Here is a 25830-nt window from a genome sequence, read left to right as displayed (position 1 = left end):
GGCAGCCTCCGGTGCGTGCTCTAGGGCTCCCCTCAGCCTTCGGCCAGAAGTCGCCTCCCTGGCCCTGCTGTTCGGCACCGGGCGCGGCCGTCCGGCGGACATGGGCTGGGCGCTCCTGCTGCTGCCCGCGCTCGCGGCGGGTGCCGGGCTCAGCCGCCTCGCGCACCGGCGCCTCGACGCGCGGAAGATGCGCGCCTTCGTCCTCGTCTTCGCCCTGGTGTCGGGGGTGGTGCTGATGGCCGGGACGTGATCTCGCCGGCCGCCAGTGCCCCGGCAGGCAACGTTTGCCCGTCAAGGGGCAGCCTCCGGTGCGTGCTCTAGGGCTCCCCCGGCCGAAGGCTGGGGGGTGCCGGCGTCGCGACGGGGCGAACGTTGCCCGTTGGGGCACTAGCTTCGCGGGGTCCGGTCGCCGGGGCCCGGCGGACGCCGCAGGGACGAGGCGCGCAGGACGAGCCGGGGCGCGGCGGCCGGCGCCTCGCCCCCCGACTCCGCCGGAGCGGTTTCCGTCGCCCCGGTCTCCTCCGGTCCGGCTGCCGCGCCCGTGCCCGGTCGGGCGCCCAGCCGGGCGAGCAGTAGTTCCACCGCGTCCGCGGCGGCCCGGCCCAGTCCCAAGTCGACCGCCGTGAGCGGGGGTTCGCAGGTGCGGGCGCGCAGCCCGTCGTACCGGGTGACGACCATGACGTCGTCGGGGATGCGGCGGCCGGCGTCCCGCAGGGCCCGTACGGCGCCGACCGCGAAGGCGTCGACGAGCACGCACAGCGCGTCGACGCCGGGGTGTTCCGCGAGCAGTTCGGCACACCGGTCGTACCCCGCCTGCTCGCCGCCGTCCTCCGGCGCGGTCGCGACGATCGGCGCCCAGCCGTACGCGGCGGCGATCCGTTCGTGAGCGGTGCGGGCGTCGATAGCGGAGTGCCGGGTGCCCGCGCCGACGACGAGCGCCGGGCTGCGGGCGCCCTGGTCGCGCAGGTGGTCCAGGAGAAGTTCGACCACCCTGCCGCCGTGCAGGTCCACGTAGGGAGCGTCGTCGTCGGGTGCGGTGGGCCGGCCCAGCGCGACGTACGGCAGCCCGCGCTCGCGCAGTTGGGCCACGGCCGCGTCGTCCGCCTCGGGTTCGACCACGATCGCGCCGTCGATGTCGACGGAGTAGAGCGCGGATCCGGACTGCACGGGCGGGATCAGCACCAGGGCGTAGCCGTGGACGAGGGCCCGTTCGGCCGCGGCGGCGGCCACCTCCATGTAGAAGCCGAGCCGCGAGGGGCCGCCGGCCACCGCGAACGGCATCGAGGAGGCCAGCGCGATGGCCTTGGCCTGGCCCCGGCGCAGCCGCTGGGCGCGCAGGTTGGGCCGGTACCCCAGCTCGGCGGCGATCTTCTTGACGCGTTCCCGGGTCCGCGGGTCGACCTTGCCGATGCCGTTGAGGGCGTGGGACACCGTGGTCCGCGACACCGACGCCGCGGCGGCGACGTCGGCGATCGTGGGCCGGCGAGCGCCGTGCGAGGAGGTCATGGGCCCATCTTCGCAACCTCCACCGCTCCGGGGCCACCGCCCCTTGCCCCTGCAGCAGCGGCCTCCCCAAGGCGACCGCATGCCCACGCGCTGTACAGGGCCGGGCAGGTACCGGCCGCGTCTGGTGGGGCTCGCGTGTTGGTGCGACGCTGGGTGGTGAGGGCTGCGACGAGGGGCATCCTGGAGGGCCGATGGGGCGCGACGTCCCGGCGCTCGTCTTCACCCGCGAGGACCGCCGCCGGTACCGGATCAAGATGCACGCGTGCCTGGACACGCTGGCGCAGATGCTGCGCGAGGCACGCTTCGAGTCCGAGCGGCCGCAGGTCGGTCTGGAGATCGAACTGAACCTGGTCGGCGACGACGCGGAGCCGGCGATGCGCAACACCGATGCGCTGAAGGCGATCTCCGACCCCGCCTGGTCCACCGAGCTGGGCCGCTTCAACCTGGAGATCAACGTGCCGCCCCGGCGGCTGACGGCGGGCGGTCCCGACGCGTGGGAGTCGGAGATCCGTGCCGCGCTGAACCACGCGGACGAGCGGGCCGGGTCGATCGGCACCCGGCTGATCATGATCGGTATCCTGCCCACTCTGCGGCAGGCGGACATCGGCGAGGAGACCCTGTCGGAGAACCCGCGCTACCAGCTGCTCAACGACCAGATCTTCGCGGCCCGCGGCGAGGACCTGCGCATCGAGGTGGACGGCGTGGACCGGCTGCGCACCTATGCGGACACCATCACCCCGGAGGCGGCGTGCACGAGCACGCAGTTCCATCTCCAGGTGTCTCCCGAGGAGTTCGCGCGCTACTGGAACGCGGCGCAGGCCATCGCCGGGGTCCAGGTGGCGCTGGCGGCCAACTCGCCGTTCCTGTTCGGCAAGGAGCTGTGGCACGAGACCCGCGTCCCGCTGTTCGAACAGGCCACGGACACCCGCCCGGAGGAGATCAAGGTGCAGGGCGTACGGCCCCGGGTGTGGTTCGGGGAGCGGTGGATCAACAGCGTCTTCGACCTGTTCGAGGAGAACCTGCGCTACTTCCCCGCCCTCCTCCCGATGTGCGACGAACAGGACCCGGCGGAGACGCTGGACCGGGGCGACATCCCCGAACTCGGCGAGCTGACCCTGCACAACGGCACGATCTACCGCTGGAACCGTCCGGTGTACGCCGTCTCCCACGACGTCCCGCACATCCGGGTGGAGAACAGGGTGCTGCCCGCCGGACCGACCGTCGCCGACACCCTCGCCAACGGCGCCTTCTACTACGGCCTCACCCGGGCCCTGGTGGAGGAGGACCGGCCGGTGTGGTCGCGGATGTCGTTCGCGGCCGCCGAGGACAATCTGCACACCGCCGCCCGGCAGGGCATCGACGCCCTGGTGTACTGGCCGGGCATGGGCGAGGTGCCGGTGCCGGAACTGGTGCTGCGCCGGCTCCTGCCGCTCGCCCACCGGGGACTCGAGCACTCCGGCATGGACGACGCGTGGCGGGAGCCGCTGCTCGGCATCATCGAGCAGCGCTGTGTGGTGGCGCGCAACGGCGCCGTGTGGCAGAAGGAGATGTTCCACCACCTCGACGCGACCACGCGCGCCGGCCGCCACGAGGCCCTGCGGCAGATGACCCAGCTGTACATCGACTACATGCACCTCAACGCGCCCGTCCACACCTGGCCGGTGGACTGAGAGCAGGCTCCGCCGCGCCCGCCCGGCAGGTTCGGCGCACGGTCGAAGGACGCGTCGCGGTGCTTCGCGAACTCCTCCTCGGCGAAGACCGGTTCGGCCGGCTGCGGCGGGATGCCCGTGCCGTCGAAGGTGCGTCCGGTGCGGGTCGGGTACTCCTCGTTCGGCAGGCCGAAGACCAGGCCGTCGGGCAGGTTGCGCACCAGCACGTCCGAGAAGACGCACTGGGTGGGCTGCCCGATCCGCACGGTTCGCCCGGGACGGCACCGCCGCGTGACCGCTCTACGCCGGGGCGCCGGCCGGCCGCTCGCGCTCCACGCCGGGGCACGACGGCGCGTCCGGCAGGTGGGCCTTCGCCCATGCGGCCAGTTCCCGGAGTGCCGGACCCAGGGCGGCCCCCGCTTCGGTCAGCCGGTAGGACACGCGCAGGGGTGGGCCCTCGTCGACCTCGCGGAGCACGAGCCCGGCCGCGCCGAGTTCCGCGAGCCGGTCGGACAGCATGCGCTCGCTGATGCCGGGGACGGCCCGGCGCAGGTCGGCGAAGTGTGCGGGCTGTTCCACCAGGACGGCCACGATCGGGCCGCTCCAGCGCTTTCCGAGCAGCTGGAACACACGCGTGATGCCGTCGTCCACCCGCTTGCACGCCGCCCTGTCGTGGGTCACGTCCGCTGCCATGCGATCAGGGTACTACCTCGCCGTAGGGGGGTGAAAAAAAGTAAGCCCCTATGCTAGAGATAGTTATGTACGAAAACTCAGCCAGTGCTGAGCCGGGGGACACCCCTGTCCCTTTTGTCTTTCTCTATGTCTTCTTCTGGAGTCACCATGGCCACCCTGCTGCACATCGACTCGTCCGTGTTCCCGGCCGAGGCCTCGGCCTCGCGCGCCGTGGCGGAGGCCTTCCGCACGCACTGGCAGGAACAGCACCCCGACGGCACGGTCGTCCACCGCGACCTTGCGGCGCAGCCCGTCCCGCACATCACCGCCGCCGCGCACACCGCCGGCTTCGCCGACCCCGCCTCGCACACGCCGGAGCAGGCCGCTGCCTTCGCCGAGCGGGTCCGGCTGATCGAGGAACTGGAGCAGGCCGACGCGGTGCTGATCGGCGCCCCGATGTACAACTTCTCGATCCCTTCGACCCTCAAGGCCTGGCTGGACAACGTGATCCTCATCGGCCGCACCGCCGGCGAGACCCCGTCCGCGAAGGGCACCCCGGTGACGGTCGTCGCCAGCCGGGGCGGCGCGTACGGGCCGGGCACCCCGCGTGAGGGGTACGAGTACGTGCAGAACTACCTGAAGGCCGTCCTCGGCGACGCACTCGGTCTGGACGTCGACTTCATCGTCCCGGAGCTGACCATGGCCCCGCAGAACCCGGCGATGTCCGAGCTGGTCCCGCTGTACGAGGCCTCGCGCGACCGCGCCCTCGAGGAGGCCGCCACGAAGGCCAAGCAGCTCGCGGAGCGGCTCGCGGCCTGACCGAGCCGGCTCGGCCCGGCACCGCCCGCGCGTGGCGCCGGGCCGAGCGGCCTCCCCTGAACCGGTCACGGTCACGGATGTACTGTGCAACGACCTGCTCAGCGCACGACGTGCACGAACATCCGGAGGAGAGGCACCCGTTGGCCGCCAGCTACTTCGAGCGCATGGACCAGCATCGCTACAAGCCCACCCCGCACGCGAGCGGCGCGTGGGATCCCGACGAGCAGCACTTCAGCCCGCTGGCCGGACTCGTCGTCCATGCGATCGACCAGTACCGCGCCGAGCGCCCGCCGAGCGGACTGCTCCTGTCCAGGATCAGCTTCGACATCCTGGGGCGCCTCGCCCTGGACGAGTGCGAGATCCAGGTGGAGTCGATCCGGCCCGGCCGGACCATCGAACTGCTCGAAGCGGTCGTACGCATCGCGGACCGGCCGGTGGTACGGGCCCGCGCCTGGCTGCTGACCGAGGTGGACACCGGTGCCGTGGCCGGCGGTGCCGAGGCGCGCCTCACCCCGCCGGACGGGCTCGCCGGCCACTCCCTGGCCGAGGTCTGGCCCGGCGGCCACTGCGCGTCCGTCGACATCCGGCCGGTCACTCCCGCGGAGCCGGGCCGCGGCACGGTCTGGATCTCCACGGACCTCGACCTCGTGGCCGGCGAGCAGAGCAGCCCGGTCGCCGCTTACGTCGCCCTCGTCGACACGGCCAACGGCATCGCCGTACGCCGGCCGCCCACCGAGTGGATGTTCCCCAACGTCGACCTCACGATCCACCTGCACCGGCAACCGGCGGGCCGCTGGGTCGGCCTGGACACGACGGTCACCTTCGGCCCCACCGGCCAGGGCCTCACCAGCAGTGTCCTCCACGACATCCACGGCCCGGTCGGCCAGGCCCAGCAGACGCTCACGCTGCGGCCGCTTCCGGGCACCTGAGCACGCAGGCCTCGGCGTTCCCCCCTACACAGCCGCGGGCCATGAGCCGCTGCCGGGCAGTGGCCCGTCGACTGGTTGCTCACCTCCCACACCGTCCGGCGGCCGGCGGCCTCGCCGCAGCGGATCGCCCCCGCGCTCAGCATCGGCTCGCCGCCCGCGCAGGCCACGTGCTCGGACGGGCGCGGCGCCAGCCGCGGGGTGCCGTCCACGCCGATGACTCGCAACCCCCGGTGGGAGCTTGGGCATCATCAGGCGCTGTCCCGGTGGAGTGTGCGTGACTGGAAGGCGGCCGTACGCGGGGCCGCGCACCCCGCAGCCCGGGATCGTCCAGGGCTCAAGTCCCGCCCGCAGCCCCCTCCGTACGCGTCGCCCCCACCGAAGCCAGCCCCACCGCCGCGACCCCCGTCCACTGGGCCACCGCGAGGTGCTGACCGAGGAACAGCAGCCCGATCAGTGCGCCGATCGCCGGTTCCAGGCTGGTCAGGACGCCGAAGAGGCGCGGAGTCAGGCGGCGCAGGGCCTCCAGTTGGAACGTGTAGGGCACGACGCTCGAGAGCACGGCGACCGCCGCGGCCACGGCGAGGGTGCCCGGGTCCAGGAGGCGGGTGCCCGCCTGTGTGATGCCGTACGGAAGGCTGATCAGGGCTCCCCAGGCCACGGCCAGCGCCAGGCCTCGCCCGTCCGGGGCGTGTCCGGCCAGCCGCTTGCCGAGCAGGATGTATCCGGCCCAGCAGCATCCGGCCACGGTGGCGCAGGCGACGCCGGTCGCGTCGAGCGCCGTACCGGTGCGGCTGAGCAGCAGGACGCCGGTGACGGCGAGGCCTGCCCACAGCAGGTCGGGGGCGCGGCGCGAACCGCACAGGGCGATGGCGAAGGGGCCGAGGAACTCCAGGGTGGTGGCGGCGCCCAGGGGCAGCCGGGCGACCGCCTCGTAGTAGGCGAGGTGGTGCACGGCGAGCAGGGTTCCGGCGGCCGCCGCGATGCCGAGCCCGGCCCGGTCGCCGCGGATCCGGGGCCGCCACAGCGCGGTGAGGGCGACCGCGGCGATGGCCAGCCGCAGGGTCACCACGCCGGCCGGTCCCACGGCCGGGTAGAGACGGGTCGTCAGCGCGGCCCCGCCCTGCAGGCCGAGGATCCCGCCGAGGACGAGCCCCGGGGCCGGTGCGGTGCCGAGTCCCCGGCCGACGACGAGGGCGGCGCGTGCGCGAGGGGTGAGGTGCTGGGTGATGGTTATCGGACTCCGGGGTGCGGCGGCCCTCGCACCCTAGGGGGACGAACCGTTGTGGATCAAGGGGTGGGACGGTGACGAACGGGGGTCGCTCGGCCCCCTCCTCGGGCTCAGGCGAGCACCAGCACGAGGGGCACGCCCCGGCACGGCACCAGGCGCATGCCGTCGTACGCGCCCGGCCGCGCCGCCCCGAGCAGTTCGCCGAAGTCCGGGCCCTTGGTGAGGGAGCCGGCCAGGTGGGCGGGGTCGGCGGAGGCGGCGACCCGGCCCCGGGCGTTCACCAGGTGGGCGGGGCGGGGCACGCGCCGCAGTAGGGGAAGGACGGCCGTCTCGAAGTGCCGCAGATAGACGTCGGCGGCGGCGACTCCGGCGAACCGGCCCTGGATCCGGACGGGTTCGGAGAGGGTCAGGCTGTACTCGTCGGAGCAGAGGTAGTCGACGTACGGTCCGGCCACCGCGCGGCGCCCGGTGTCGCGGGGCAGCGCGAACCAGTCCCAGTGCGTGTAGTCGGAGTAGGCGGACTGGCCGGGATCGAGGTCGAGCAGGAGCGGGCGTACGGCGCCGTCGGCGCCGGACTGCCACCACTCCAGCCAGGCGGGCACGTCCGTCAGCAGTCCGGGCGCCGCGACGAAGCCGACACCGGAGACGAGTTCCTCGCGGGTCAGGTGGACGTGCAGTCCGGGGCGGAGGGCGGCGAGGTCGGCGCTGGCGGGGAGACGGCCTTCGGCGGCCACGCGGCCGAGCAGGGCCTCGGTTTCCGCGCGCGTGGCGGCGACCGTCTCGAAGACGGCCTCCAGCGCGCCGCCGACCTGTGCGGCCACCCATGTCTCGGCTTCCGTGTCGAGGGTGGTGAGGGCGGGGCTCCGGCCCATGGTGTCCTCCAGCGGACGGGAACCTGACGCGGCGCGGTCAGAGGGTCAGGCGTACGGCGACGAGCCGCGCCGTCGACTCCCTGACGCACCGCTCGGCCAGCGTGCCGGCCGTTTCGTGGGCCCCATCCTGCACGGCGGAGATCACGGCGCGTTGACGGTCCGCAACTTCTTCACGAAACACGTCGTCGGCCAGGACCAGGCACAGCAGGGCGCCGATCTCGCTCTGCAGGGCGACCTGTTCGCGGGTGAGCCGGGCGGACTGGGCGGCCGCCGCGAGTTCGACGTGGAAGCGGCCGTACAGCCTGCTGCGTGCCGCCACGTCGCCGGCGTGGGTCAACTCCTCTGCGGTCCGGCGGAGTTGGTGGAGGTCGTCGGATTCGGTGCGCTGGGCGGCGAGCCGGGCGGCGGCGCCGGACAGGGCGGCCCAGTGGTCACCCAGGTCGCGCAGTTCCTCGGTGCTCCAGCCGCGCAGCCGGACCTTGAGCCGGTCGTCGGCGGGGACTTCGGGGAGGGAGACGAAGCTGCCGCCCCCGCGGCCCCGACGCGTGGTGACCAGGCCCTGTTGCCGCAGGGCCATGAGCGCCTCGCGCAGGGTGACCGTCGAGACGCCGAGCTGCCCGGCGAGCTCGGTCTCGCCGGGCAGCTGCTCGCCGTCGGCGAGGAGACCCAGTTCGATGGCGTCGCCGATGCGGCGGACGACCGCGTCCACGCGGGCCCGGTTGTCCACCGGGCTGAAGACGGCCCTGCGGGCGCCGCCCTCGATCTCGTACTGCCTCACGGCGGTCACCACCTCGCGCATTGACTCAAGCTTTACCTTGAGGGGACCTTGAGCTTAGAACTATGACTTCATATGTTTGCGGTCAAGCGGTTCAACGTACAGCGCGCCAGAAAGGTTCCCCTATGGAGGGAATTGCGATCCGGCTGCAGGACCTGCGGAAGTCGTTCGGCGAGACGACCGCCGTGGCCGGGATCGACCTGGAGATCCGGGACGGCGAGTTCTTCTCGATGCTCGGCCCGTCCGGATCCGGCAAGACGACCGTCCTCCGGCTGGTCGCCGGGTTCGAGACACCGGACCAGGGCCGGATCGAACTCGCCGGTCAGGAGGTCACCGGCCTCGCCCCGTTCGAGCGGGACGTGCACACGGTCTTCCAGGACTACGCCCTCTTCCCGCACATGACGGTCGAACAGAACGTCGCCTACGGCCTGAAGGTGCGCAGGGTACCGAAGGCCGAACGGCTCGTCCGCGCCCGCAAGGCGCTCGCCGAGGTCCGCCTCGAGGGCTACGGCCAGCGGCGCCCGGCCCAGCTCTCCGGCGGGCAGCGCCAGCGCGTCGCCCTCGCCCGCGCCCTCGTCGGCCGGCCCCGGGTGCTGCTGCTGGACGAGCCCCTCGGCGCCCTCGACCTGAAGCTGCGCGAGCAGATGCAGGTCGAGCTGAAGGCGATCCAGCGGGAGGTCGGCATCACCTTCGTCTTCGTCACCCACGACCAGGAGGAGGCCCTGACGATGAGCGACCGCATCGCCGTCTTCGATCAGGGCCGCATCGCCCAGGTCGGCACGCCCGCCGAGATATACGAGCGCCCGGCGACCCCGTTCGTCGCCTCCTTCGTCGGCACCTCGAACCTGCTCGAGGGAGAGACGGCCCACCGGATCGCCGGCGCCCCGGGCACGTACAACATCCGTCCGGAGAAGATCCGCGTCCTGAAGGAGTCCGCCGAGGCGGACGAGCCGGAGCACGCCACCGCGACCGGAACCGTCGCCGAGGTCGTCTATCTCGGCGACGCCACCCGCTTCCTCGTCGACCTCGACGGCGGCGGCCGGCTCACCGCGCTCCAGCAGAACCTGGAGGCCTCCTCCGAGGACGTCGCCGCCTACCGCGGCACCCGGGTGCGCCTGACGTGGCACCGGCGGCACGCCGTCCGGCTGCCCTCCTGACCCCTCCCCCGTCTCTACGTCCCCATGGAGAACGCCGTGCGCCTCACCCGTACCCTGCGCACCGCGGCCTGCGCCGCCGCCCTGCTGCTCGCCGCCGCCTGTGACTCCTCCGGCTCGGGCAGCTCGTCCGCCACCGGCCTCAACCCGCCCGACCTCAAGGCCCCGACGAAGCTCGGCAGGACCGAGGGCCAGGTCAATCTGATCGCCTGGGCCGGCTATGTCGAGGACGGCTCCAACGACCCGAAGGTCAACTGGGTCGGCGACTTCGAGAAGCAGACGGGCTGCCAGGTCCACTCCAAGGTCGCCGCCAGTTCGGACGAGATGGTCAAGCTGATGAAGACCGGCGAGTACGACGCCGTCTCCGCCTCCGGCGACGCCTCCCTGCGCCTGATCGCCTCCGGCGACGCCGCTCCCGTCAACACCGCCCTGGTCCCCAACTACAAGGACATCTTCGCCGGGTTGAAGAACGGCGCCTGGAACTCGGTCAAGGGGCAGATGTACGGCATCCCGCACGGCCGGGGCGCCAACCTGCTGATGTACAACACGCGCAAGGTCAGGCCGGCGCCCACCTCCTGGTCCGCCGTCTTCGACGACGCCTCCCGGTACAAGGGCCACGTCACCGCGTACGACTCGCCGATCTACATCGCCGACGCGGCCCTCTATCTCAAGGCCACCAGGCCCGAGTTGAAGATCGAGGACCCGTACGCGCTCGACCAGAAGCAGTTCGACGCGGCCGTGGCCCTGCTCAAGCAGCAGAACCACAACGTCGGGGAGTACTGGAGCGACTACCTCAAGGAGGTCTCCGCCTTCAAGAGCGGTGACTCGGTGGTGGGCACCACCTGGCAGGTCATCGCCAACCTGGCCTCCTCCGAGGGCGCCGAGGTCAAGGCGCTGGTGCCGAAGGAGGGTTCGACCGGCTGGTCCGACACCTGGATGGTGTACAGCAGGGCCAAGCACCCCAACTGCGCCTACAAGTGGCTGAACTGGATCGTCTCTCCCAAGGTCAACGCCGAGGTCGCCGAGTACTTCGGCGAGGCGCCGGCCAACTCCAGGGCGTGCGCCGAGACCAGTGACAAGAACTTCTGCACGGTCTACCACGCGGCCGACGAGAGCTACTGGAAGAGGATCGCCTTCTGGAACACGCCCATCGAGCAGTGCCTCGACGGCCGCAAGGACGTCCGTTGCGTGCCGTACGCCAAGTGGGTGCAGGCCTGGACCGAGATCAAGGGCTGAGCCGTGACGACCGACGTGACGACCGCCGCCGGCCGGGGAACCGTCCGGCGGCTCGCCGGTAGCCTGCACCGCAGGCCCCGGCTGCGGCTGACCCTGCTGCTCACCGCCCCGCTACTGTGGCTCGCCGTCCTGTACCTCGGCTCGCTCGCGGTCCTGTTCGCCTCCGCGTTCTGGACCACGAACTCCTTCACCTCGCAGGTGGTGAAGGTCTGGTCGACGGACAACTTCCACGAGCTGTTCACCACGCCCGTCTTCCGTCAGGTGATCCTGCGCAGCGTGGGCGTGGCGCTCGCGGTGACCGTGCTGTGCGCGCTGATCGCCTTCCCGGTCGCCTTCTACACCGCACGGGTGGCCCGGCCGAAGTGGCGTCCGCTGCTGGTGGTCGCCATCCTCACCCCGCTGTGGGCGAGCTACCTGGTCAAGGTGTACGCCTGGCGGCTCATCCTGTCCGAGGGCGGCCTCGCCGACTGGATGCTGGCGCCGTTCGGGCTGAGCGGCCCCGGCTTCGGCCTGCCGGCCACGGTCCTCACCCTGACCTACCTGTGGCTGCCGTACATGATCCTGCCGATCCACACGGCCCTCGAACAGCTCCCGGCCGGCCTGCTCGACGCCTCGGCCGATCTCGGGGCGCGGGCCGGGCGCACCTTCCGCTCGGTGGTGCTGCCCATGGTGCTTCCCTCGGTCGCGGCCGGTTCGGTGTTCACCTTCTCGCTCAGCCTCGGCGACTACATCACCGTGCAGATCGTCGGCGGCAAGACCCAGCTGATCGGCAACCTCGTGTACTCCAACATCGAGCTCAACCTGCCGATGGCCGCCGCGCTCGGCACCGTACCGGTCGTGGTGATCGTCCTGTATCTGCTGGCGATCCGCCGCACCGGTGCACTCAACAGCCTGTAGGAGAAGAGCGCCATGCATCTCAGCCGCACCGCGCGCATCGCCCTGCGCACCGGAGCCGGGCTCGGTTTCGCGGTGATCTACGTCCCGCTGCTGCTCGTCCTCGTCAACTCGCTCAACCCCGACCGCAGCGCGAGCTGGCCGCCGCCGGGACTGACCTGGCACTGGTGGTCGGTGGCCGGGCACAACTCCGGTGCCCGGCAGGCGTTGTGGGTCTCGGTGAAGGCGGGGCTGGGCGCGACCTCGATCGCGCTGGTCCTCGGCACGCTCATCGCGTTCGCCGTGGCGCGGCACCGCTTCTTCGGCAGGGACACGGTGTCGTTCATCGTCGTCCTGCCGATCGCGCTGCCCGGCATCGTCACCGGCATCGCCCTCAACTCGGCCTTCGGGACGGTGCTGGAGCCGCTCGGCGTGGGGCTCGGGCTGTTCACGGTGATCGTCGGCCATGCCACGTTCTGCATCGTGATCGTCTTCAACAACGTGGTGGCCCGGCTGCGCCGTACGGCCGCCTCGTACGAGGAAGCCGCCATGGACCTCGGCGCGACCACCTTCCGCGCCTTCGCGGACGTCACCTTCCCGCTGGTCCGTTCCGCGCTGCTGGCCGGCGGTCTGCTCGCCTTCGCCCTGTCCTTCGACGAGATCGTGGTCACCACGTTCACCGCGGGGCCCGGGATCCAGACCCTGCCGATCTGGATCTTCGACAACATGACCCGGCCGCAACAGGCACCGGTGGTGAACGTCGTGGCCGCGGTACTCGTGCTGCTGTCGGTGATCCCCATCTACGTCGCCCAGCGGCTGTCCGCGGACACGGCGACGTCGAGCCGGGTGTGAGAGCCTGTACGGCCGGCGGACAGGGGGATGCATGAGTGCGGGGAACGGCGTCGACCCGGCGCGGGCGGTGCGCGCGGCCTACGAGGCGGCCTCGGCGGTTGTCGCGGGCCTGGGTGACGAGGAGTCGTGGCTGCCGACCGGCTGCACCGGCTGGGCGGTCCGTGACCTCGTCTTCCACTGCGTGACGGACGCCCAGCGCGCTCTGGTGGCCCTGCACACACCGGCGCGGGAGCCGGTGGACCGGGACGCGGTGACGTACTGGCAGGACTGGAGGCCGGACACCGTGGGCGCGGCGAACGGCCGGCGCTGGGTGCGGGTGAACGCGAGCATGTTCCTCGACTGGGGGCAACTCCAGGGCCTGTTCCTGGAGACGCTGAGGGCGGCCACGCACGCCGCCGGGACCGCCGACCCCGCCGGTGCCGTCCTCACGCAGGGGCACGTGCTGACGGCCCGGGACCTGCTCACCACCCTCGCCGTGGAGGCGACCGTCCACCACCTGGACATGACCGTCCGGCTCCCGCACGCGCCGGGACCGGCGCCCGAGGGGCTGGCCGCGGTGCGCGCCACGCTGGACGGTCTGCTCGGCCGCCCGGCGCTTCCGGACTGGACCGACGAGCACTACGCGCGCGTGGGAACCGGCCGGGCACCGCTCACCGAGACCGAGCGCGCCGCGCTGGGCCCGGCGGCGGAGCGCTTTCCGCTGTTCGGCTGAGGCCAACACGGGGACAGACACGGGCGACACCTGCGCGGTGCGGGGCGCGCGGCCCGGGTTGATGGAAACCTGCGCCCCATGCACACCCCACCGAGCATCAACAGTTACGTCGACCGGGTCACCGCGGGCCCCGGCGGGGCGATGACCGACGAGGTCGGCGTCATCACCGGCGACCTGACCGTGGCCACCATCCTGCTGTCCGACGGTCACAGCGCGCGCGTCGCCATCCAGCATTCCGGCAGCGACACCTGGTACACCCTCGCCGGGAGCCCCGCGCCCGTGCCCGCCGGGCAACTAGCCGCCTATCACCGGGATCTGCTGGGCCGTATCCGCCGGGGAGGCGGCACCCGCGCCACCTGAACCGGGGCATCCCTCCTGACATGTCATCAATTCCCTGGGGAATTGGCATCGTTGACTCCCACGAACCGGCAAAAGGCCGCTCCCGCACCTTGACCCCCACTTGGTCCAGACCAATCATGGTCTGGACCATTCTGCCGTCGCCGGCCTGCCGTTCGCCCTCCGGGAGTACCCATGCCACGTCCGAGACCCGTACGCGCCCTGCTCGCGGGCCTGGCCACCCTGGCCGCCTCCGCGGGACTCGCCCTCGGGGCAGGGGGCACCGCACACGCGGCGACCCCGCTGCCCCCGCACGTGTTCGCGCCCTACTTCGAGGCCTACAACGGCGACAGCCCCGCCGCGCTGTCCCAGGCCTCCGGCGCCAAGTACCTGACCATGGCCTTCCTGCAGACCGACAAGAAGGGCTCCTGCTCGCCGTACTGGAACGGCGACACCGGCACGCCCGTCGACTCCTCCGTCTTCGGAGCCGACGTCACCACCATCCGCTCGCGCGGCGGCGACGTGATCCCGTCCCTCGGTGGCTACGCGGCGGACAACGGCGGCACCGAGATCGCCGACAGCTGCACGAACGTGGACTCCATCGCCGCCGCCTACGAGAAGATCATCACCACCTACGACGTCTCCCGGCTCGACATGGACGTCGAGGACAACTCCCTCACGAACACCGCCGGCATCGACCGCCGCAACCAGGCCATCAAGAAGGTCCAGGACTGGGCGGCCGCGAACGGCCGCCCCGTGCAGTTCTCCTACACCCTGCCGACCACGACGACCGGCCTCGCCGACAGCGGCCTCGCCGTGCTGCGCAGCGCCAAGAGCGCGGGCGCCAGGGTCGACGTCGTCAACATCATGACGTTCGACTACTACGACGGCGCCACCCACCACATGGCCACCGACACCGAGACGGCCGCAGGCGGACTGCACGACCAACTGGCCAGTCTCCACCCGGACCTGTCGGACAGTCAGCTGTGGAACATGGTCGGCGTCACCGAGATGCCCGGCGTGGACGACTACGGCCCGGCGGAGACCTTCACCACCGCCGACGCCCCCACGGTGTACGACTGGGCGGTGGCCAAGGGCATCAACACCCTGTCCTTCTGGGCCCTCCAGCGCGACAACGGCGGCTGCCCCGGCGGCAGCGCCTCGGACACCTGCTCGGGCATCGCCCAGGACACCTGGTACTTCACGCACACCTTCGCGCCCTTCACCGGCGGAACGACGACCCCGCCGGCCGACGACTTCTCGGTCTCGCTCTCCCCCGCCTCCGCCTCGGTCGACCCCGGCGCGACCGCGACCGCGACGGTGAAGACCTCGGTGACCTCGGGCAGCGCACGGACGGTCGACCTGACGGTGAGCGGCGCGCCCGGCGGAGTGACCGCCTCCCTCAGCCCGTCCTCGGTCACCGCGGGCGGCACGTCCACGCTCACCGTGAGGACCGCCGCCGGCACGGCCCCCGGCACCTACCCCCTGACCGTCACCGGCACGGCGGGCCCGACCCGGCACAGCTCCACGCTCACCCTGACGGTGAAGGGGTCCGGCGGCACCTCCGTCCTGGCCGACGGCGACTTCGAGACCGGCTCGCTCGCGCCGTGGACCTGCGACACCGGGGCCACGGTGGTCTCCTCCCCCGTGCACAGCGGCTCCCACGCGCTGAAGACCGCGCCGTCCGCCTCGCAGACCGGCCAGTGCGCACAGACCCTGACCCTGAAGCCCAACACCTCCTACACGCTGACCGGCTGGGTGCAGGGCCCGTACGCCTATGTCGGCGTCAGCGGAGGCGCGACGGCCGACACCTGGGCCTCGTCCTCGTCGTGGTCGAAGCTCACGGTCCCGTTCACGACCGGCGCCTCGGGCACGGTCACGGTGTACGTCCACGGCTGGTACGGCCAGGGCGCGGTCTACGCCGACGACCTCGCCCTGAGCTGATCCACGCCGATCCACCGTTGCGACCGGCCTGCAGGCAGCAGGGGGCGTCGCCCGGCGTCCGGACGCCGCCTTCCGTAGGCTGAAGAGACCGAAGCCCCTCCGGGAGGCCTCCCGCAGGCAGGAGACGGTCGTGATCGGACTGGCCGCGGCGTTCGCCGTCGCGGGCGCGGCGAGCAACGCCGTGGGCACCGCCTTCCAGCGCAAGGCCGCGTCGGCGAGCAGCCGCGGCGGGCTGCGGCTGCTCGCGGACCTGGTGCGCCGGCCCTTCTGGGTGATCGGCATGTGCGGTGTGGTCTGCGCCGCGCTGTTCCAGAGCCTGGCTCTGGTCAACGGCCCGCTCGCGCTGGTCCAGCCGCTCTTCATCCTGGAGCTGCCCTTCGCGCTGCTCGTCGCCGCCCCGCTGATGCACCGGCGGCTGCCCCGCTCGGGCTGGTGGGGCGTCGGCGCCTGTGTCACGGGCCTCGCCGCGCTCCTGGTCGCCGCCGCCCCGCACGGCGCCGTCGACCACGCGCCGCTCAGCCGCTGGATCCCGGCGCTGTGCCTGTGCCTCGGCGGGATGGCCGCGGCGGTTCTGCTCGCCGGCGGGGACCGCTCGCCGGCCCGGCGCGCCGCGCTGCTGGCCGCCGCCTCCGCCACGGGCAACGCGCTGACCGCCGCCCTGCTGAAGTCGGCCAGCGGGACCTTCGCCGACCACGGGTTCGTGGCGTTCCTGCGGTCCTGGCAGACGTACGGCTTCGCGCTCGCCGGCGTCGCGGCAGTGATCCTGCTGGAGAACGCGCTCCAGGCCGGTCCCCTGGCCGCGGCGCAGCCGGCGCTGACCATCGGGGACGCGGTGGTGAGCCTGACGCTCGGCATGACCCTGTTCGGGGAGCGGATCCGCACGGGCTGGTGGCTGGTCCCGGAGGCGGCGGGCGCCCTGCTGATCATCGGGGGTGTGCTGGTCCTCAGCCGGGCCGTCCAGCACATCGCCGTGGTGCCGGTGGCGGTGGAGGAACGGGACCTGGCGGGCTGAGCCGGGTCGGGGCAGGAGGACGCGCAGGGACGCCCCTGCTTCTCGCCCGGGAGCGGCCTCCGGCGCGCTTGCCTACCCCCTCGCGATCCCGTCGATCCACGACTGGAGGCGTTCGCCCTGGGCGGCCATCAGGCCGGGGTCGCGCAGGGTGTTGGTGAGGACGGACAGGCCCTGGTAGGCCGCGACGAGTTCGACGGCGAGGGCGGCGGCGTCGGCGCGCTCGAGCTGGGCGAACTGTGACTCCACCCAGTCGAGCAGGGCCCGCATGACCTTCGCGGCAGCCCTGTCCACACCGTCGTCACGCTTGTCGAGTTCGGTGGCGAGGGTGCCGAAGGGGCAGCCGAAGCGGGCCGCGGTCTCGCGCTGGTCGACCCAGCCGGCGACCAGGGCCTTCAGTCGGGTGGCCGGATCAGGGAGGGTGTCCAACTTGGCTGTGAGCGCGTCCAGTTGCTCGCAGTGGGCGTCCACCGCGGCTTCGACCAGCTGGTCCTTGGTCTTGAAGTAGTAGTAGACGTTGCCGAGCGGCACCTCGGCCGTACGGGCGATGTCGCCGAGGGTGGTCTTCTCCACACCTTGCTCGTGGAAGACCTGGACGGCCGCCTTGACCAGGCGTTCACGCTTGCCACCCCGGCCGGGGCGTGCGACCCGGGTCTCGGCGGCAGATTCTGAGTCAGTCACCTGACTAAGGATAGACAACAGGCTGCGCCGCGGACTAAGGTCTCGACTTAGTTAGTCAACTAACTCAGTTGGGAGCATGTCATGATCGTCGTCACGGGCGCCACGGGGAACGTCGGACGAGCCCTGGTCGCGACGTTGATCCGAACCGGGGAGACGGTGACGGCCGTCGCCCGGCGCATCGGCGAGGAGGACGTGCCGCCGGGAGTGCGGGCCGTCGCGGCCGACCTCGGGGCGCCGCGGAGCCTCGCCCCCGCGCTGGAGGGCGGCAAGGCGCTGTTCCTGCTTGTGGCCGGAGAGGACCCGGTCGACATCCTGCGCCAGGCCTCCGCGGCCGGGGTGGGCAAGGCGGTGCTGCTGTCCTCGCAGGGTGCGGGCACCCGGCCGGACGCGTACGCGCACGCGGCGCGCTTCGAGGCGGCGGTGGCCGAGTCGGGGCTGCCGTTCACCGTGCTGCGCTCGGGCGGGCTGGCCTCGAACGCGCTGGCCTGGGCCGAGCCGGTCCGCCGGCACCGCATCGCGGCAGCACCCTTCGCCGATGTGGCACTGCCCTTCGTCGATCCGGACGACGTCGCCGCGGTGGCGGCGACCGTACTGCGCGAGGCCGGACACGACGGCGCCACATACACGCTGACCGGCCCGGAGCCCACCACCCCACGACAGCGTGCGGCGGCGATCGCCGCGGCGCTCGGGGAACCGGTGACGTTCGTGGAGCAGAGCCGCGAGGACGCGTACGCGGAGATGGCCCGGTTCTTGCCAGCCGCCGTCGCCGAGGCCACGCTCGCCGTTCTGGGCGCCCCCACCCCGGAGGAGCAGGCGGTCGGCACGGATGTGGCGCGCCTGCTCGGCCGCCCCGCGTCGCCGTTCTCCGCCTGGGCGGTCCGCAACGTGGCCGCGTTCCGCTGACCCGTCGCGGCTGGACCCGCGCAGGTCAGGACGACGGGGACCCCCTCAAGCGGCGCTCCGACGTGGGCTCCTCGGAGCCGGACGGGTGACGTGAGCCATGCTTGGCGGCCACTTTGCACGCCACACCGCATCCGAATAACCCGTTTGTATGCTTATTTCCCTTATTGTCGTCCGCGATGACGGGAGTTTCGGCCGGAAGTGCGCGCAACGCGTCGCGCCAGGGCGCGGGTTGGGATGGTGGCCATGAGGGGAATCAGCCGCCGGAGCGTGGCACGCCTCGGTCTCGGCGCCGGCATCGGTGCGGCCGCCGTGTCCTTCGCCTCGTGCGGTGGCCGGGACGGATCCAACGGCTCCCCGGGGAGCCCGGACGAACAGGGAACGTACCGGCCCATCGGGGACGGCTCGACGTCGTACACCGGACGCCAGCCGCACCAGCCGGCGTCGCCCATGGCCCTCGAACCGGGTCGGACGCCGCCGCAGTTCGTGGTGTTCTCCTGGGACGGCGCGGGCGAGCTGGGCACCGGCCTGTTCCCGCGCTTCCTGGAGCTCGCCCGCACCCACGGCGCGCACATGACCTTCTTCCTGTCCGGCCTCTACCTCCTGCCGGAGGACAGGAAGCGGCTCTACGACCCGCCGAACAATCCGGTCGGCGCCTCGGACATCGGGTACCTCACCGACGCGCACCTCAAGGAGACGCTGAAATACGTCCGTCAGGCCTGGCTGGACGGCCATGAGATCGGCACGCACTTCAACGGGCACTTCTGCACCGGCCCCGGATCGGTGGCCAACTGGACGCCCGCACAGTGGGCTTCGGAGATCGAGCAGGCGAGGTCGTTCGTCAAGTCGTGGCGCACGCACACCGGTTGGCACGACGAACCGTCGCTCCCCTTCGACTACGACAAGGAACTCGTGGGCGGCCGCACCCCGTGTCTGCTCGGGCAGGAGAACCTGCTGCCGGTGGTCCGGGAGCTCGGCTGGCGCTACGACGCCTCCTCACCGGGCGGCCTGCAACGCTGGCCGAGGAAGCGGGGCGGCCTCTGGGACCTGCCGCTGCAGAGCATCCCCTTCCCCGGGCACACCTTCGAGGTGCTGTCCATGGACTACAACATGCTGGCGAACCAGTCCAAGACCTCGACGCGGGCACCTTCCTACAACTACCCCTACTGGCGGGCCCAGGCGACACAGTCGTACCTGGCCGGATTCCAGCGGGCGTACGAGACCAACCGGGCACCGCTGTTCATCGGCAGCCACTTCGAGCAGTGGAACGGCGGCATCTACATGGATGCGGCAGAGGAGGCGCTCAGACAGATCGCCGGCCGGGAGGACGTGCGTCTTGTCTCCTTCCGGCAGTTCGTCGACTGGCTCGACGCCCAGGACCCCGAGATCCTCGCGAAGCTGCGCAGTCTCGAGGTCGGCGAGAAGCCGGAGGGCGGGTGGACGGAGTTCCTCCGCCCCGTGGAGCGAGCACGGAGCCGGACGGACGCCACCGGGCAGCAGGAAGAGGAGGGCTGAACCGGCACCACGGGCGGCACGCCTGCCGGAGATGTCGTCGTCGGGGTGAGCGACTCGCTCGCCGGGCCGGCCGCGTTGCGCCGCGGCATCCTGGAGGCCCGCAGAACCGGCCGCGCGCTGGTGGCCGTGCAGGCCTGGGAGCCGCCGGAGGCGACGCCCTCCACCGGCGCCGGCCCGAGCCCTCGTGGGCCCGGCCGTGGGCCGACGGGGCGGGGCGGCGGATGGACCTGCCTTCGGCCCGGCGGACGGGCGGGCCCCGGGCCGACCTGCCGATCGTGCGGCGGGTCGTCAGGGGCCCCACGGCTCCGGTGCTGTGCTCGATCGCGTCGTCCCCGGACGACCTGCTGGTCATCGGCATGGCCAGGCCGCGGGGCCCGGCGGCCCCGCTGCACCGCAGGCCGGTGCACCGGCACATCCCGGCCCGCGCGCGGTGCGAGGTACTGGTCGTGGCCGGCCCCGGCTCCTGCCCCCTGAGGCGCGGATCCTGCGAGGCGGCGAACAAGGGGAACGGCGGGGCCGGGCGACGGACCTGGCCTAGTGAGCCGGGGGCAGGCTTGACCTCGTGAGCAGGGCCGGCCTGGTGTCGTGGGTCCGGGCGGGTTCGTGGACCGCGGGTCCGGCCATGAAGCGGCCGGATCAAGCGGCGTGGCGGCGGGCGTCCACCTCGATCTCGATCTTCATACGGGGGTCGGCGAGGCCGCACTCCAGCATGGTGGCGGCCGGGCGGACGCCGCCGAAGCAGCGGCGCAGCACCGGCCAGCAGGGCTCGAAGTCCGCGCGGTCCGGCAGCAGATAGCGCACCCGCACCACGTCGGCGAAGGTGCACTTCGCCTCGTGGAGCGCGGCCTCGATGTTGCGCAGACACTGCTCGGCCTGCTCCACGACGTCGTCCGAGATCGTCATGGTGGTGTAGGCGAACCCGGTGGTTCCGGACACATGCACCCAGTCGCCGTCGACCACGGCACGGGCGTAGCCGATCTGCTCCTCGAAGGTCGAGCCGCTGAGGATCGCACGTCGCTCCGTCATGCGCGGAACGTTAGGTGACCGGCGTCGATACGTCCAATACGGCTTTCTGGACGGGCCGATGTCTCCGGGGACGTGGACTGCCCGGAACTCCCGCTGCCGGGGTGCGGGACGACTCGGCCCTCTGGACCAGCGTCAGGAAACGTCATCGCACCCCATCCCCACGGAGCGCCCATGACCGACACCACCCGACCTGCGCACGCCTGACCCTGCTCGATCTGATGTACTCCCCCGCCTGGCTCGCCGAACACTCCGGCCCGTACGGCGTCCTCGGCGACCCCGGCATGCCCGGCACGGCCACCTGCTGGCCAGCAACCGGCACGACGCCTGGGAGGCGCTGCCCGCCATCGTCGTCCCCACGCTGATCCTCCACGGCGACCAGGACCGCCTCGCACCCGTGGACAACCTCCCCCTGCTCGCCGCCCGCATCCCCGACGCACGCACCCATGTGTTCCCGGGGGCCCGGCACGCCTACTTCGAGGAGTGCCGGCCGGTGGCGAGCGCGATCGTCACCGCCTTCCTCGAGGGTGGGGTGCGGTCGAAGGCGTAGGCAGTGCCCCAACGTCGTCCTCGTCCCCGGCAGGACAGGTCCGATCCTGCCGTCAGCCACTCGCGGACCATCCAGCGGAACGGTCCTCCTGCCGCCGCCGCGCCGCGCCGAAATTGCCTCGCCGGCCGATGTCCGGTGTGCCAGGCTTGCCGCAGCAGCCCTCTGTGACCAAGGAGCCGGCCGATGCGCCGACCGTTCATGTCCCACACGAAAGGAATGACCATCAATCCGAAGGACATGACACTCTGTGCGCACCACGTCTCGCACGCTGAACCTGGGGATCCTGGCGCATGTCGACGCCGGTAAGACGAGCCTGACCGAGCGGCTGCTGTACGCGGCCGGGGTCATCGACGAGATCGGCAGCGTCGAAGCGGGCAGCACCCGGACCGACAGCCTGGAGCTGGAACGCCGCCGTGGCATCACCATCAAGACGGCGGTCGCCAACTTCCTCCTCGGCAACGGTGGTTCGGCCGTTTCCGTGAATCTGGTCGACACCCCGGGACACCCGGATTTCATCGCCGAGGTCGAACGCGTTCTCGGCGTCCTGGACGGCGCGGTGCTCGTCGTGTCCGCCGTGGAGGGTGTACAGCCGCAGACCCGCGTGCTGATGCGGACACTGAAGCGGCTCGGCATCCCCTCCCTGCTGTTCATCAACAAGGCCGACCGGCGCGGCGCCGACGACGGACGCGTGCTGCACGAGATCGAGCGCAGGCTCGACGTGCCCGTGATCCCCATGGGGCGGATCGTCGACGGCATCGGCACGGCCGAGGCACGGGCCGAGGCCTTCGCTCCGGAGGACAGCGCCTTCACACAGCGCCTCCTGGACGCGCTCACCCTCCACGACGACACCCTGCTCGGCGCGTACGTCACCGACGCGCGCTGCGTCACGTACGAGCGGCTGCGTGCCGCGCTCGCCGCACAGACGCGCCGGGGGCAGATCCATCCGGTCTACGTGGGCTCGGCGATCACCGGTACCGGCATTCCCGAACTCATCGAGGGCGTACGGGAATTCCTTCCCACCGGGTGCGATGATGCCGAAGGGCCGCTGTCTGGCCGGGTGTTCAAGGTGGAACGCCGGGGCAGCGGCGAGAAGGTCGCGTACGCCCGGATGTTCTCCGGCGAACTCAGGGTCCGCGAGCGCGCCCCGGTCGCGGGACGCGAGGGCAAGGTCACGGACCTGGCCGTCTTCGACCGGGGTACGGCGGAGCGCCGGGTGTCGGTACGAGCGGGTCGGATCGCGATGCTACGGGGTCTCGCCGACGTCCGGATCGGAGACGTGATCGGCCGGGAGCCGGACGACCGCCCGTACCAGCACGTCTTCGCGCCGCCCTCGCTGGAGACGGTCGTGGTGCCGGCCGACCCGGCCGACAAGGGCGCCCTGCACCTGGCCCTGACCCAACTCGCCGAACAAGACCCGCTGATCGGGCTGCGCCAGGATCCGGAGGGCCGCGAGCTGTCCGTCTCCCTGTACGGCGAGGTGCAGAAGGAGGTCCTCGCCACCACGCTGGCCGAGGAGCACGGGCTCGCTGTCACCTTCCGGAAGACCGTCCCGATCTGCGTGGAGCGCGTCGCCGGGACCGGAACGGCGCACGAGATCCTCGGCCACGACGGGAATCCGTTCCTGGCCTCCGTGGGCCTGCGCGTGGAGCCGGGCCCGCCCGGCGGCGGGGTCGTCTTCCGCCGGGAAGTCGAGCTCGGTTCGCTCCCGCTGGGCTACATGCGCGCCGTCGAGGAGACGGTCCACGTCACGCTGCGGCAGGGTCTGTACGGCTGGCAGGTGCCCGACTGCGTGGTGACGATGACCCACTCGGGCTTCTGCAGCATCCGCAGCACGGCCGGTGAGTTCCGCGGCCTGACCCCGCTGGTCCTGATGAGCGCGCTGCGCCGGGCCGGGACAGTCGTGCACGAGCCGATGCACCGCTTCCGCCTGGAGTTCCCGCAGGACGCCTACGCGGCCGTGTCACCGGCCCTGGCCCGCCGCCGCGCCCTCACAAGCCCGGCGGCGGCGCTCGGGGACACATACGTCGTCGAGGGCCACATCCCCGCGGACGAGGTGCACGGTCTGGAAGCCGAGCTGCCCGACCTCACCGGCGGCGAGGGCGTCCTGGAGACGGCCTTCGATCACCACCGCCCGGCCACGGCTCCGCGAAGCCGCGAGCGCACGGACCACAACCCACTGCACCGCGAGGAATACCTGCTGCACGCGCACCGGAGGGTGTGAGTCGCCGGGGCCGGCCGCAGGGTGACCAAGTCCGGTGCTGGGAGGGGCGGGGCGGCCGGATGCGAACCGACGTCCTCCGAGATGATGTCGCGGCGCACTACCTCTGTGCTACGACCCCGCCTTGCCGGTGATCATACGCCTACCGAGCCGGGAGGCGCCGCCGGGCGGGCTCAGGCGGACGGGTCCATGAGCTCGAGCACGATGTGCCGGGGCGACCACGCGCAGCGTCGCGGACGAGCGGCCGCCGATGGAGCGGGAGGCCCCTACGGACACCCCGGGAGGAAAGATGGGGGACGTCCCCCGATGTACGGGAGCCGACGTGCCGTCAGGCTTGATCCATGACGAATCATCTCCCGCCCAGCCCTCACAGGGACACCTCGCGTCGAGCGCCCGCACCGCCACAGCGCGCGCCACCGAAAAGACAAGTGGGGCTAGCAGGAGGGAGAGGTGTAGCGCGTCAGCTGGTCCTTGATCCAAGGGTCGAACACCGCCAGGCGGTGCCGCGCGGCGGGGTCGAACCTCGCCAGCTGGCCGGCGACCCACGGGTCCATACACTGCAGACCGCGGTGACGGTGCCCGCCATGGCCGGTGGGCAGCGCAGTGGCGCCGACGGCCGTCTGTCCGGTGGCCCCGGGAGCGGCCGCCGCGGGACTGCCGCCGGCGAGGAGCGCGCCGGCGGCCATCGCGGCCGCGGCGCCGGCCGCGCCCACGTTCCTCATCAGTATCAGCTTCCTCATGGCCTTCTCCTTCCGGTCGGGCCGATGACCCCGTCCCTTGCCGGGTACGGGCGTCTACCCCGCAGCTCGCACCTCATTCGCCCCCGGGCCCGGGCCCGGAACGCGGTGGGGTCTCCCCGGTGCGCCGCGTGCACGAAGAAGCGGTGCGGCGGCTTGCCAGGGCGGTGGGGCTGCGGATCTGCCGGGCGCCGAACCGCCTCAGGCACACACTCCCGGCATCGTCGACAAAATCGTCATCGACGCCACGACACCGTCGCCCCCGACCGCCGCGACACCTACCGCACCCCGGTCCGTGGCCTGCCCCGAGACGGCCGCATGGCTCACCCGGCTGCGGGCCCTCGCCGCCCGGCGTCGACCGCCCGCCCCCCTCCCCCGCCTCCCGGCAAGGAGACCGGCCATGGCCGAACCGAGCCGCCCCGGCTGCCCCCGCCGCGCGCACGGCCGCCCGGCGCGGCCGACGCGACGCCGGCCGTACCCCCGCCGCGCTCGGCGAGCCGACCGGCGACACACCTGCGTGTGCCGGCGGGATTCGTCCGCCTCCGGTGCGCCCGATACGGTCGCGGACCCTGTGCCGCCCGCGGTCGCCGGATTATGGTGGGCCGTCAGTTGCGTCCGCTCTGAGGGGAATTCATGGAGCCCGGGACCAGGATCGCGCGATACGCCGCCGTCTGTGCGGCAGCCCTTCTGCTCTGTACCGGCCTCACCACCACGGCGTCGGCCGACAGCGCCAAGGCCGACCCGAACCCGGTCGCCGACGAGCTCGACACGTACTGGACGCCGGCCCGCATGGACGCCGCGCTGCCCGTCGACGCCCTCAAAGGCACCGGTACGGCGGCGACCGGTGCGTCCCCTGCCGTGGACGGCCCCCGGCCGGGCGAGTACATCCCGCCCAGCAGGAGCTTCGACGGCATCCCCGAGGCCGGCACCTTCTTCTGGACGGACGCCACCGGTACCGGCCGCACATGCAGCGGCTCCGTCGTGCGCAGCCCCGGCCATGACCTCGTCCTGAGCGCCGGCCACTGTCTGAAGGGCTATGCGGGCACCTCACCCAAGCGGCACCTGGCCTTCGTCCCGCAGTACCACGACGGCCTCAAGCCGTTCGGCGTCTTCCCCGTGCGGACCAACGGCGTCTACGTCCCGCAGCAGTACTACGACCTCGGTGAACACGCGGGCGCCGGCTACGACTTCGCCTTCGCGGTCACCGAGACCAACCAGGACGGGACGCTCCTGGAGGACGCCGTCGGTGGAGTGCGGCTGCTCACCGGGACCGGCTACTACCACGCCCCGGTACGGATGATCGGCTATCCGGCGGGGGCGGAGAAGCCCCTGGAGTGCTGGAGCTGGACCACCCGGTGGGACAGCGACGACCCGGCGGATCCGGGCACGTTCCCGCGCATCGCCTGCGACGCCTTCGTCGGCGGGACCAGCGGTGGCCCCATGCTCGTTCCCTGGCCCGGCGGATGGGCGGTCGTCGGGGTGATCGGCGGCTACCACACCGGCGGCAACACACCGCAGATCTCCTACAGCGCCTACTTCGGCACCGACACCCGTGCCCTCTACCGCGCGGCGGTCACCGGCGCGCCACCGGCCGGACCCCACCTCGTCTCCGGTTGACCGACGAGGGCGGCGCTCGTCGG

The 25830-nt window shown here is 72.2% G+C and carries 26 protein-coding genes and 1 pseudogene; 18 read left to right on the top strand and 9 right to left on the bottom strand.

The window, feature by feature from the left end; all coding sequences use genetic code 11:
- The first annotated feature begins 100 nt into the window (after positions 1-100).
- Positions 101-250, top strand: a complete 150-nt coding sequence (locus ACFYZB_RS29605) for a hypothetical protein (protein ID WP_388763840.1) — start codon at positions 101-103, stop codon at positions 248-250.
- 137 nt (positions 251-387) lie between these two features.
- Here ACFYZB_RS29605 and ACFYZB_RS29600 read toward each other — a convergent pair whose 3' ends face one another.
- A complete protein-coding gene (locus tag ACFYZB_RS29600) occupies positions 388-1506 on the bottom strand; it encodes a substrate-binding domain-containing protein (protein WP_388763838.1) in 1119 nt (372 codons plus the stop codon).
- A 191-nt stretch (positions 1507-1697) separates the two neighbouring features.
- Between ACFYZB_RS29600 and ACFYZB_RS29595 the strand changes: the two genes are divergently transcribed.
- Positions 1698-3176 carry a glutamate-cysteine ligase family protein gene (locus tag ACFYZB_RS29595; protein WP_388763836.1) on the top strand — a complete coding sequence of 493 codons (1479 nt, stop codon included), beginning with the start codon at positions 1698-1700 and terminating at the stop codon, positions 3174-3176.
- On the opposite strand, the pseudogene ACFYZB_RS29590 reads toward ACFYZB_RS29595, so the two are convergent.
- Together ACFYZB_RS29590 and ACFYZB_RS29585 are read right to left on the bottom strand one after the other, a co-directional pair.
- Positions 3131-3436 (bottom strand): annotated as a pseudogene (locus tag ACFYZB_RS29590) (hypothetical protein); the annotation flags it as partial. The gene ACFYZB_RS29595 and the pseudogene ACFYZB_RS29590 overlap by 46 nt on opposite strands.
- Positions 3437-3455: 19 nt before the next feature.
- Entirely contained in the window at positions 3456-3848 is a 393-nt protein-coding gene (locus ACFYZB_RS29585; RefSeq protein WP_351208310.1) for a helix-turn-helix domain-containing protein, read from the bottom strand.
- A gap of 147 nt (positions 3849-3995) precedes the next feature.
- Between ACFYZB_RS29585 and ACFYZB_RS29580 the strand changes: the two genes are divergently transcribed.
- Together ACFYZB_RS29580 and ACFYZB_RS29575 are read left to right on the top strand one after the other, a co-directional pair.
- Positions 3996-4646, top strand: a complete 651-nt coding sequence (locus ACFYZB_RS29580) for an NAD(P)H-dependent oxidoreductase (protein WP_351208369.1) — start codon at positions 3996-3998, stop codon at positions 4644-4646.
- 164 nt (positions 4647-4810) lie between these two features.
- Complete coding sequence (locus ACFYZB_RS29575) at positions 4811-5575, top strand: thioesterase family protein (RefSeq protein WP_388763909.1); 765 nt, start codon at positions 4811-4813, stop codon at positions 5573-5575.
- Between the two features lie 334 nt (positions 5576-5909).
- Here ACFYZB_RS29575 and ACFYZB_RS29570 read toward each other — a convergent pair whose 3' ends face one another.
- The 3 genes from ACFYZB_RS29570 to ACFYZB_RS29560 form a co-directional block, all read right to left on the bottom strand.
- Entirely contained in the window at positions 5910-6644 is a 735-nt protein-coding gene (locus ACFYZB_RS29570; RefSeq protein WP_388763834.1) for a DMT family transporter, read from the bottom strand.
- Between the two features lie 269 nt (positions 6645-6913).
- A complete protein-coding gene (locus ACFYZB_RS29565) occupies positions 6914-7675 on the bottom strand; it encodes a cache domain-containing protein (protein ID WP_388763833.1) in 762 nt (253 codons plus the stop codon).
- Positions 7676-7712: 37 nt separating this feature from the next.
- Positions 7713-8474 carry a GntR family transcriptional regulator gene (locus tag ACFYZB_RS29560; protein WP_351208313.1) on the bottom strand — a complete coding sequence of 254 codons (762 nt, stop codon included), beginning with the start codon at positions 8472-8474 and terminating at the stop codon, positions 7713-7715.
- 101 nt (positions 8475-8575) lie between these two features.
- Here ACFYZB_RS29560 and ACFYZB_RS29555 point away from each other — a divergent pair, with 101 nt between their 5' ends.
- The 8 genes from ACFYZB_RS29555 to ACFYZB_RS29520 all read left to right on the top strand — a co-directional run bounded on the left by ACFYZB_RS29555 (position 8576) and on the right by ACFYZB_RS29520 (position 16569).
- The gene (locus tag ACFYZB_RS29555; protein ID WP_388763831.1) at positions 8576-9607 is read left to right on the top strand and encodes an ABC transporter ATP-binding protein; all 1032 of its coding nucleotides are present in this window, start codon (positions 8576-8578) and stop codon (positions 9605-9607) included.
- Between the two features lie 36 nt (positions 9608-9643).
- Complete coding sequence (locus tag ACFYZB_RS29550; RefSeq protein ID WP_388763830.1) at positions 9644-10840, top strand: ABC transporter substrate-binding protein; 1197 nt, start codon at positions 9644-9646, stop codon at positions 10838-10840.
- Positions 10841-10843: 3 nt separating this feature from the next.
- Positions 10844-11737, top strand: coding sequence for an ABC transporter permease (locus ACFYZB_RS29545; RefSeq protein WP_388763829.1), 894 nt, complete (start codon positions 10844-10846; stop codon positions 11735-11737).
- Between the two features lie 12 nt (positions 11738-11749).
- Positions 11750-12565, top strand: a complete 816-nt coding sequence (locus ACFYZB_RS29540) for an ABC transporter permease (protein ID WP_388763827.1) — start codon at positions 11750-11752, stop codon at positions 12563-12565.
- Between the two features lie 31 nt (positions 12566-12596).
- Positions 12597-13277, top strand: coding sequence for a maleylpyruvate isomerase N-terminal domain-containing protein (locus ACFYZB_RS29535; RefSeq protein ID WP_388763826.1), 681 nt, complete (start codon positions 12597-12599; stop codon positions 13275-13277).
- A gap of 78 nt (positions 13278-13355) precedes the next feature.
- On the top strand, positions 13356-13637 hold the full coding sequence (locus tag ACFYZB_RS29530) for a hypothetical protein (RefSeq protein ID WP_055707531.1): 282 nt from the start codon (positions 13356-13358) through the stop codon (positions 13635-13637).
- Between the two features lie 171 nt (positions 13638-13808).
- A complete protein-coding gene (locus ACFYZB_RS29525) occupies positions 13809-15557 on the top strand; it encodes a carbohydrate binding domain-containing protein (RefSeq protein ID WP_388763824.1) in 1749 nt (582 codons plus the stop codon).
- A 130-nt stretch (positions 15558-15687) separates the two neighbouring features.
- Positions 15688-16569 (top strand): DMT family transporter, encoded by an 882-nt coding sequence (locus tag ACFYZB_RS29520; protein ID WP_388763822.1) that lies wholly within the window; start codon positions 15688-15690, stop codon positions 16567-16569.
- A 72-nt stretch (positions 16570-16641) separates the two neighbouring features.
- On the opposite strand, the gene ACFYZB_RS29515 is transcribed toward ACFYZB_RS29520, so the two are convergent.
- Entirely contained in the window at positions 16642-17247 is a 606-nt protein-coding gene (locus ACFYZB_RS29515) for a TetR/AcrR family transcriptional regulator (RefSeq protein WP_388763820.1), read from the bottom strand.
- Between the two features lie 81 nt (positions 17248-17328).
- Between ACFYZB_RS29515 and ACFYZB_RS29510 the strand changes: the two genes are divergently transcribed.
- The 3 genes from ACFYZB_RS29510 to ACFYZB_RS29500 all read left to right on the top strand — a co-directional run bounded on the left by ACFYZB_RS29510 (position 17329) and on the right by ACFYZB_RS29500 (position 20228).
- Positions 17329-18150 (top strand): SDR family oxidoreductase, encoded by an 822-nt coding sequence (locus tag ACFYZB_RS29510; RefSeq protein WP_388763819.1) that lies wholly within the window; start codon positions 17329-17331, stop codon positions 18148-18150.
- A 243-nt stretch (positions 18151-18393) separates the two neighbouring features.
- Entirely contained in the window at positions 18394-19662 is a 1269-nt protein-coding gene (locus tag ACFYZB_RS29505) for a hypothetical protein (protein ID WP_388763817.1), read from the top strand.
- 221 nt (positions 19663-19883) lie between these two features.
- On the top strand, positions 19884-20228 hold the full coding sequence (locus ACFYZB_RS29500) for a hypothetical protein (protein ID WP_388763815.1): 345 nt from the start codon (positions 19884-19886) through the stop codon (positions 20226-20228).
- Between the two features lie 70 nt (positions 20229-20298).
- On the opposite strand, the gene ACFYZB_RS29495 is transcribed toward ACFYZB_RS29500, so the two are convergent.
- On the bottom strand, positions 20299-20688 hold the full coding sequence (locus ACFYZB_RS29495; RefSeq protein WP_388763814.1) for a RidA family protein: 390 nt from the start codon (positions 20686-20688) through the stop codon (positions 20299-20301).
- A 190-nt stretch (positions 20689-20878) separates the two neighbouring features.
- Between ACFYZB_RS29495 and ACFYZB_RS29490 the strand changes: the two genes are divergently transcribed.
- Both ACFYZB_RS29490 and ACFYZB_RS29485 read left to right on the top strand, forming a co-directional pair.
- The gene (locus ACFYZB_RS29490; protein ID WP_388763908.1) at positions 20879-21235 is read left to right on the top strand and encodes an alpha/beta fold hydrolase; all 357 of its coding nucleotides are present in this window, start codon (positions 20879-20881) and stop codon (positions 21233-21235) included.
- Positions 21236-21482: 247 nt separating this feature from the next.
- Positions 21483-23456: a GTP-binding protein gene (locus tag ACFYZB_RS29485; RefSeq protein ID WP_388763812.1), complete on the top strand. Its 1974-nt coding sequence runs from the start codon at positions 21483-21485 to the stop codon at positions 23454-23456.
- Positions 23457-23887: 431 nt separating this feature from the next.
- Here ACFYZB_RS29485 and ACFYZB_RS29480 read toward each other — a convergent pair whose 3' ends face one another.
- Positions 23888-24193 carry a hypothetical protein gene (locus tag ACFYZB_RS29480; RefSeq protein WP_388763810.1) on the bottom strand — a complete coding sequence of 102 codons (306 nt, stop codon included), beginning with the start codon at positions 24191-24193 and terminating at the stop codon, positions 23888-23890.
- A gap of 630 nt (positions 24194-24823) precedes the next feature.
- Between ACFYZB_RS29480 and ACFYZB_RS29475 the strand changes: the two genes are divergently transcribed.
- Positions 24824-25807, top strand: coding sequence for a trypsin-like serine peptidase (locus ACFYZB_RS29475; protein WP_388763808.1), 984 nt, complete (start codon positions 24824-24826; stop codon positions 25805-25807).
- Positions 25808-25830 lie beyond the last annotated feature (23 nt).

Origin of the sequence: Streptomyces sp. NPDC001852, assembly GCF_042891825.1 — a bacterium.
Lineage (GTDB): Bacteria > Actinomycetota > Actinomycetes > Streptomycetales > Streptomycetaceae > Streptomyces.
The sequence above is the reverse complement of the archived record's forward strand: the minus strand, read 5'-3'. Positions and strand labels throughout refer to the sequence as shown.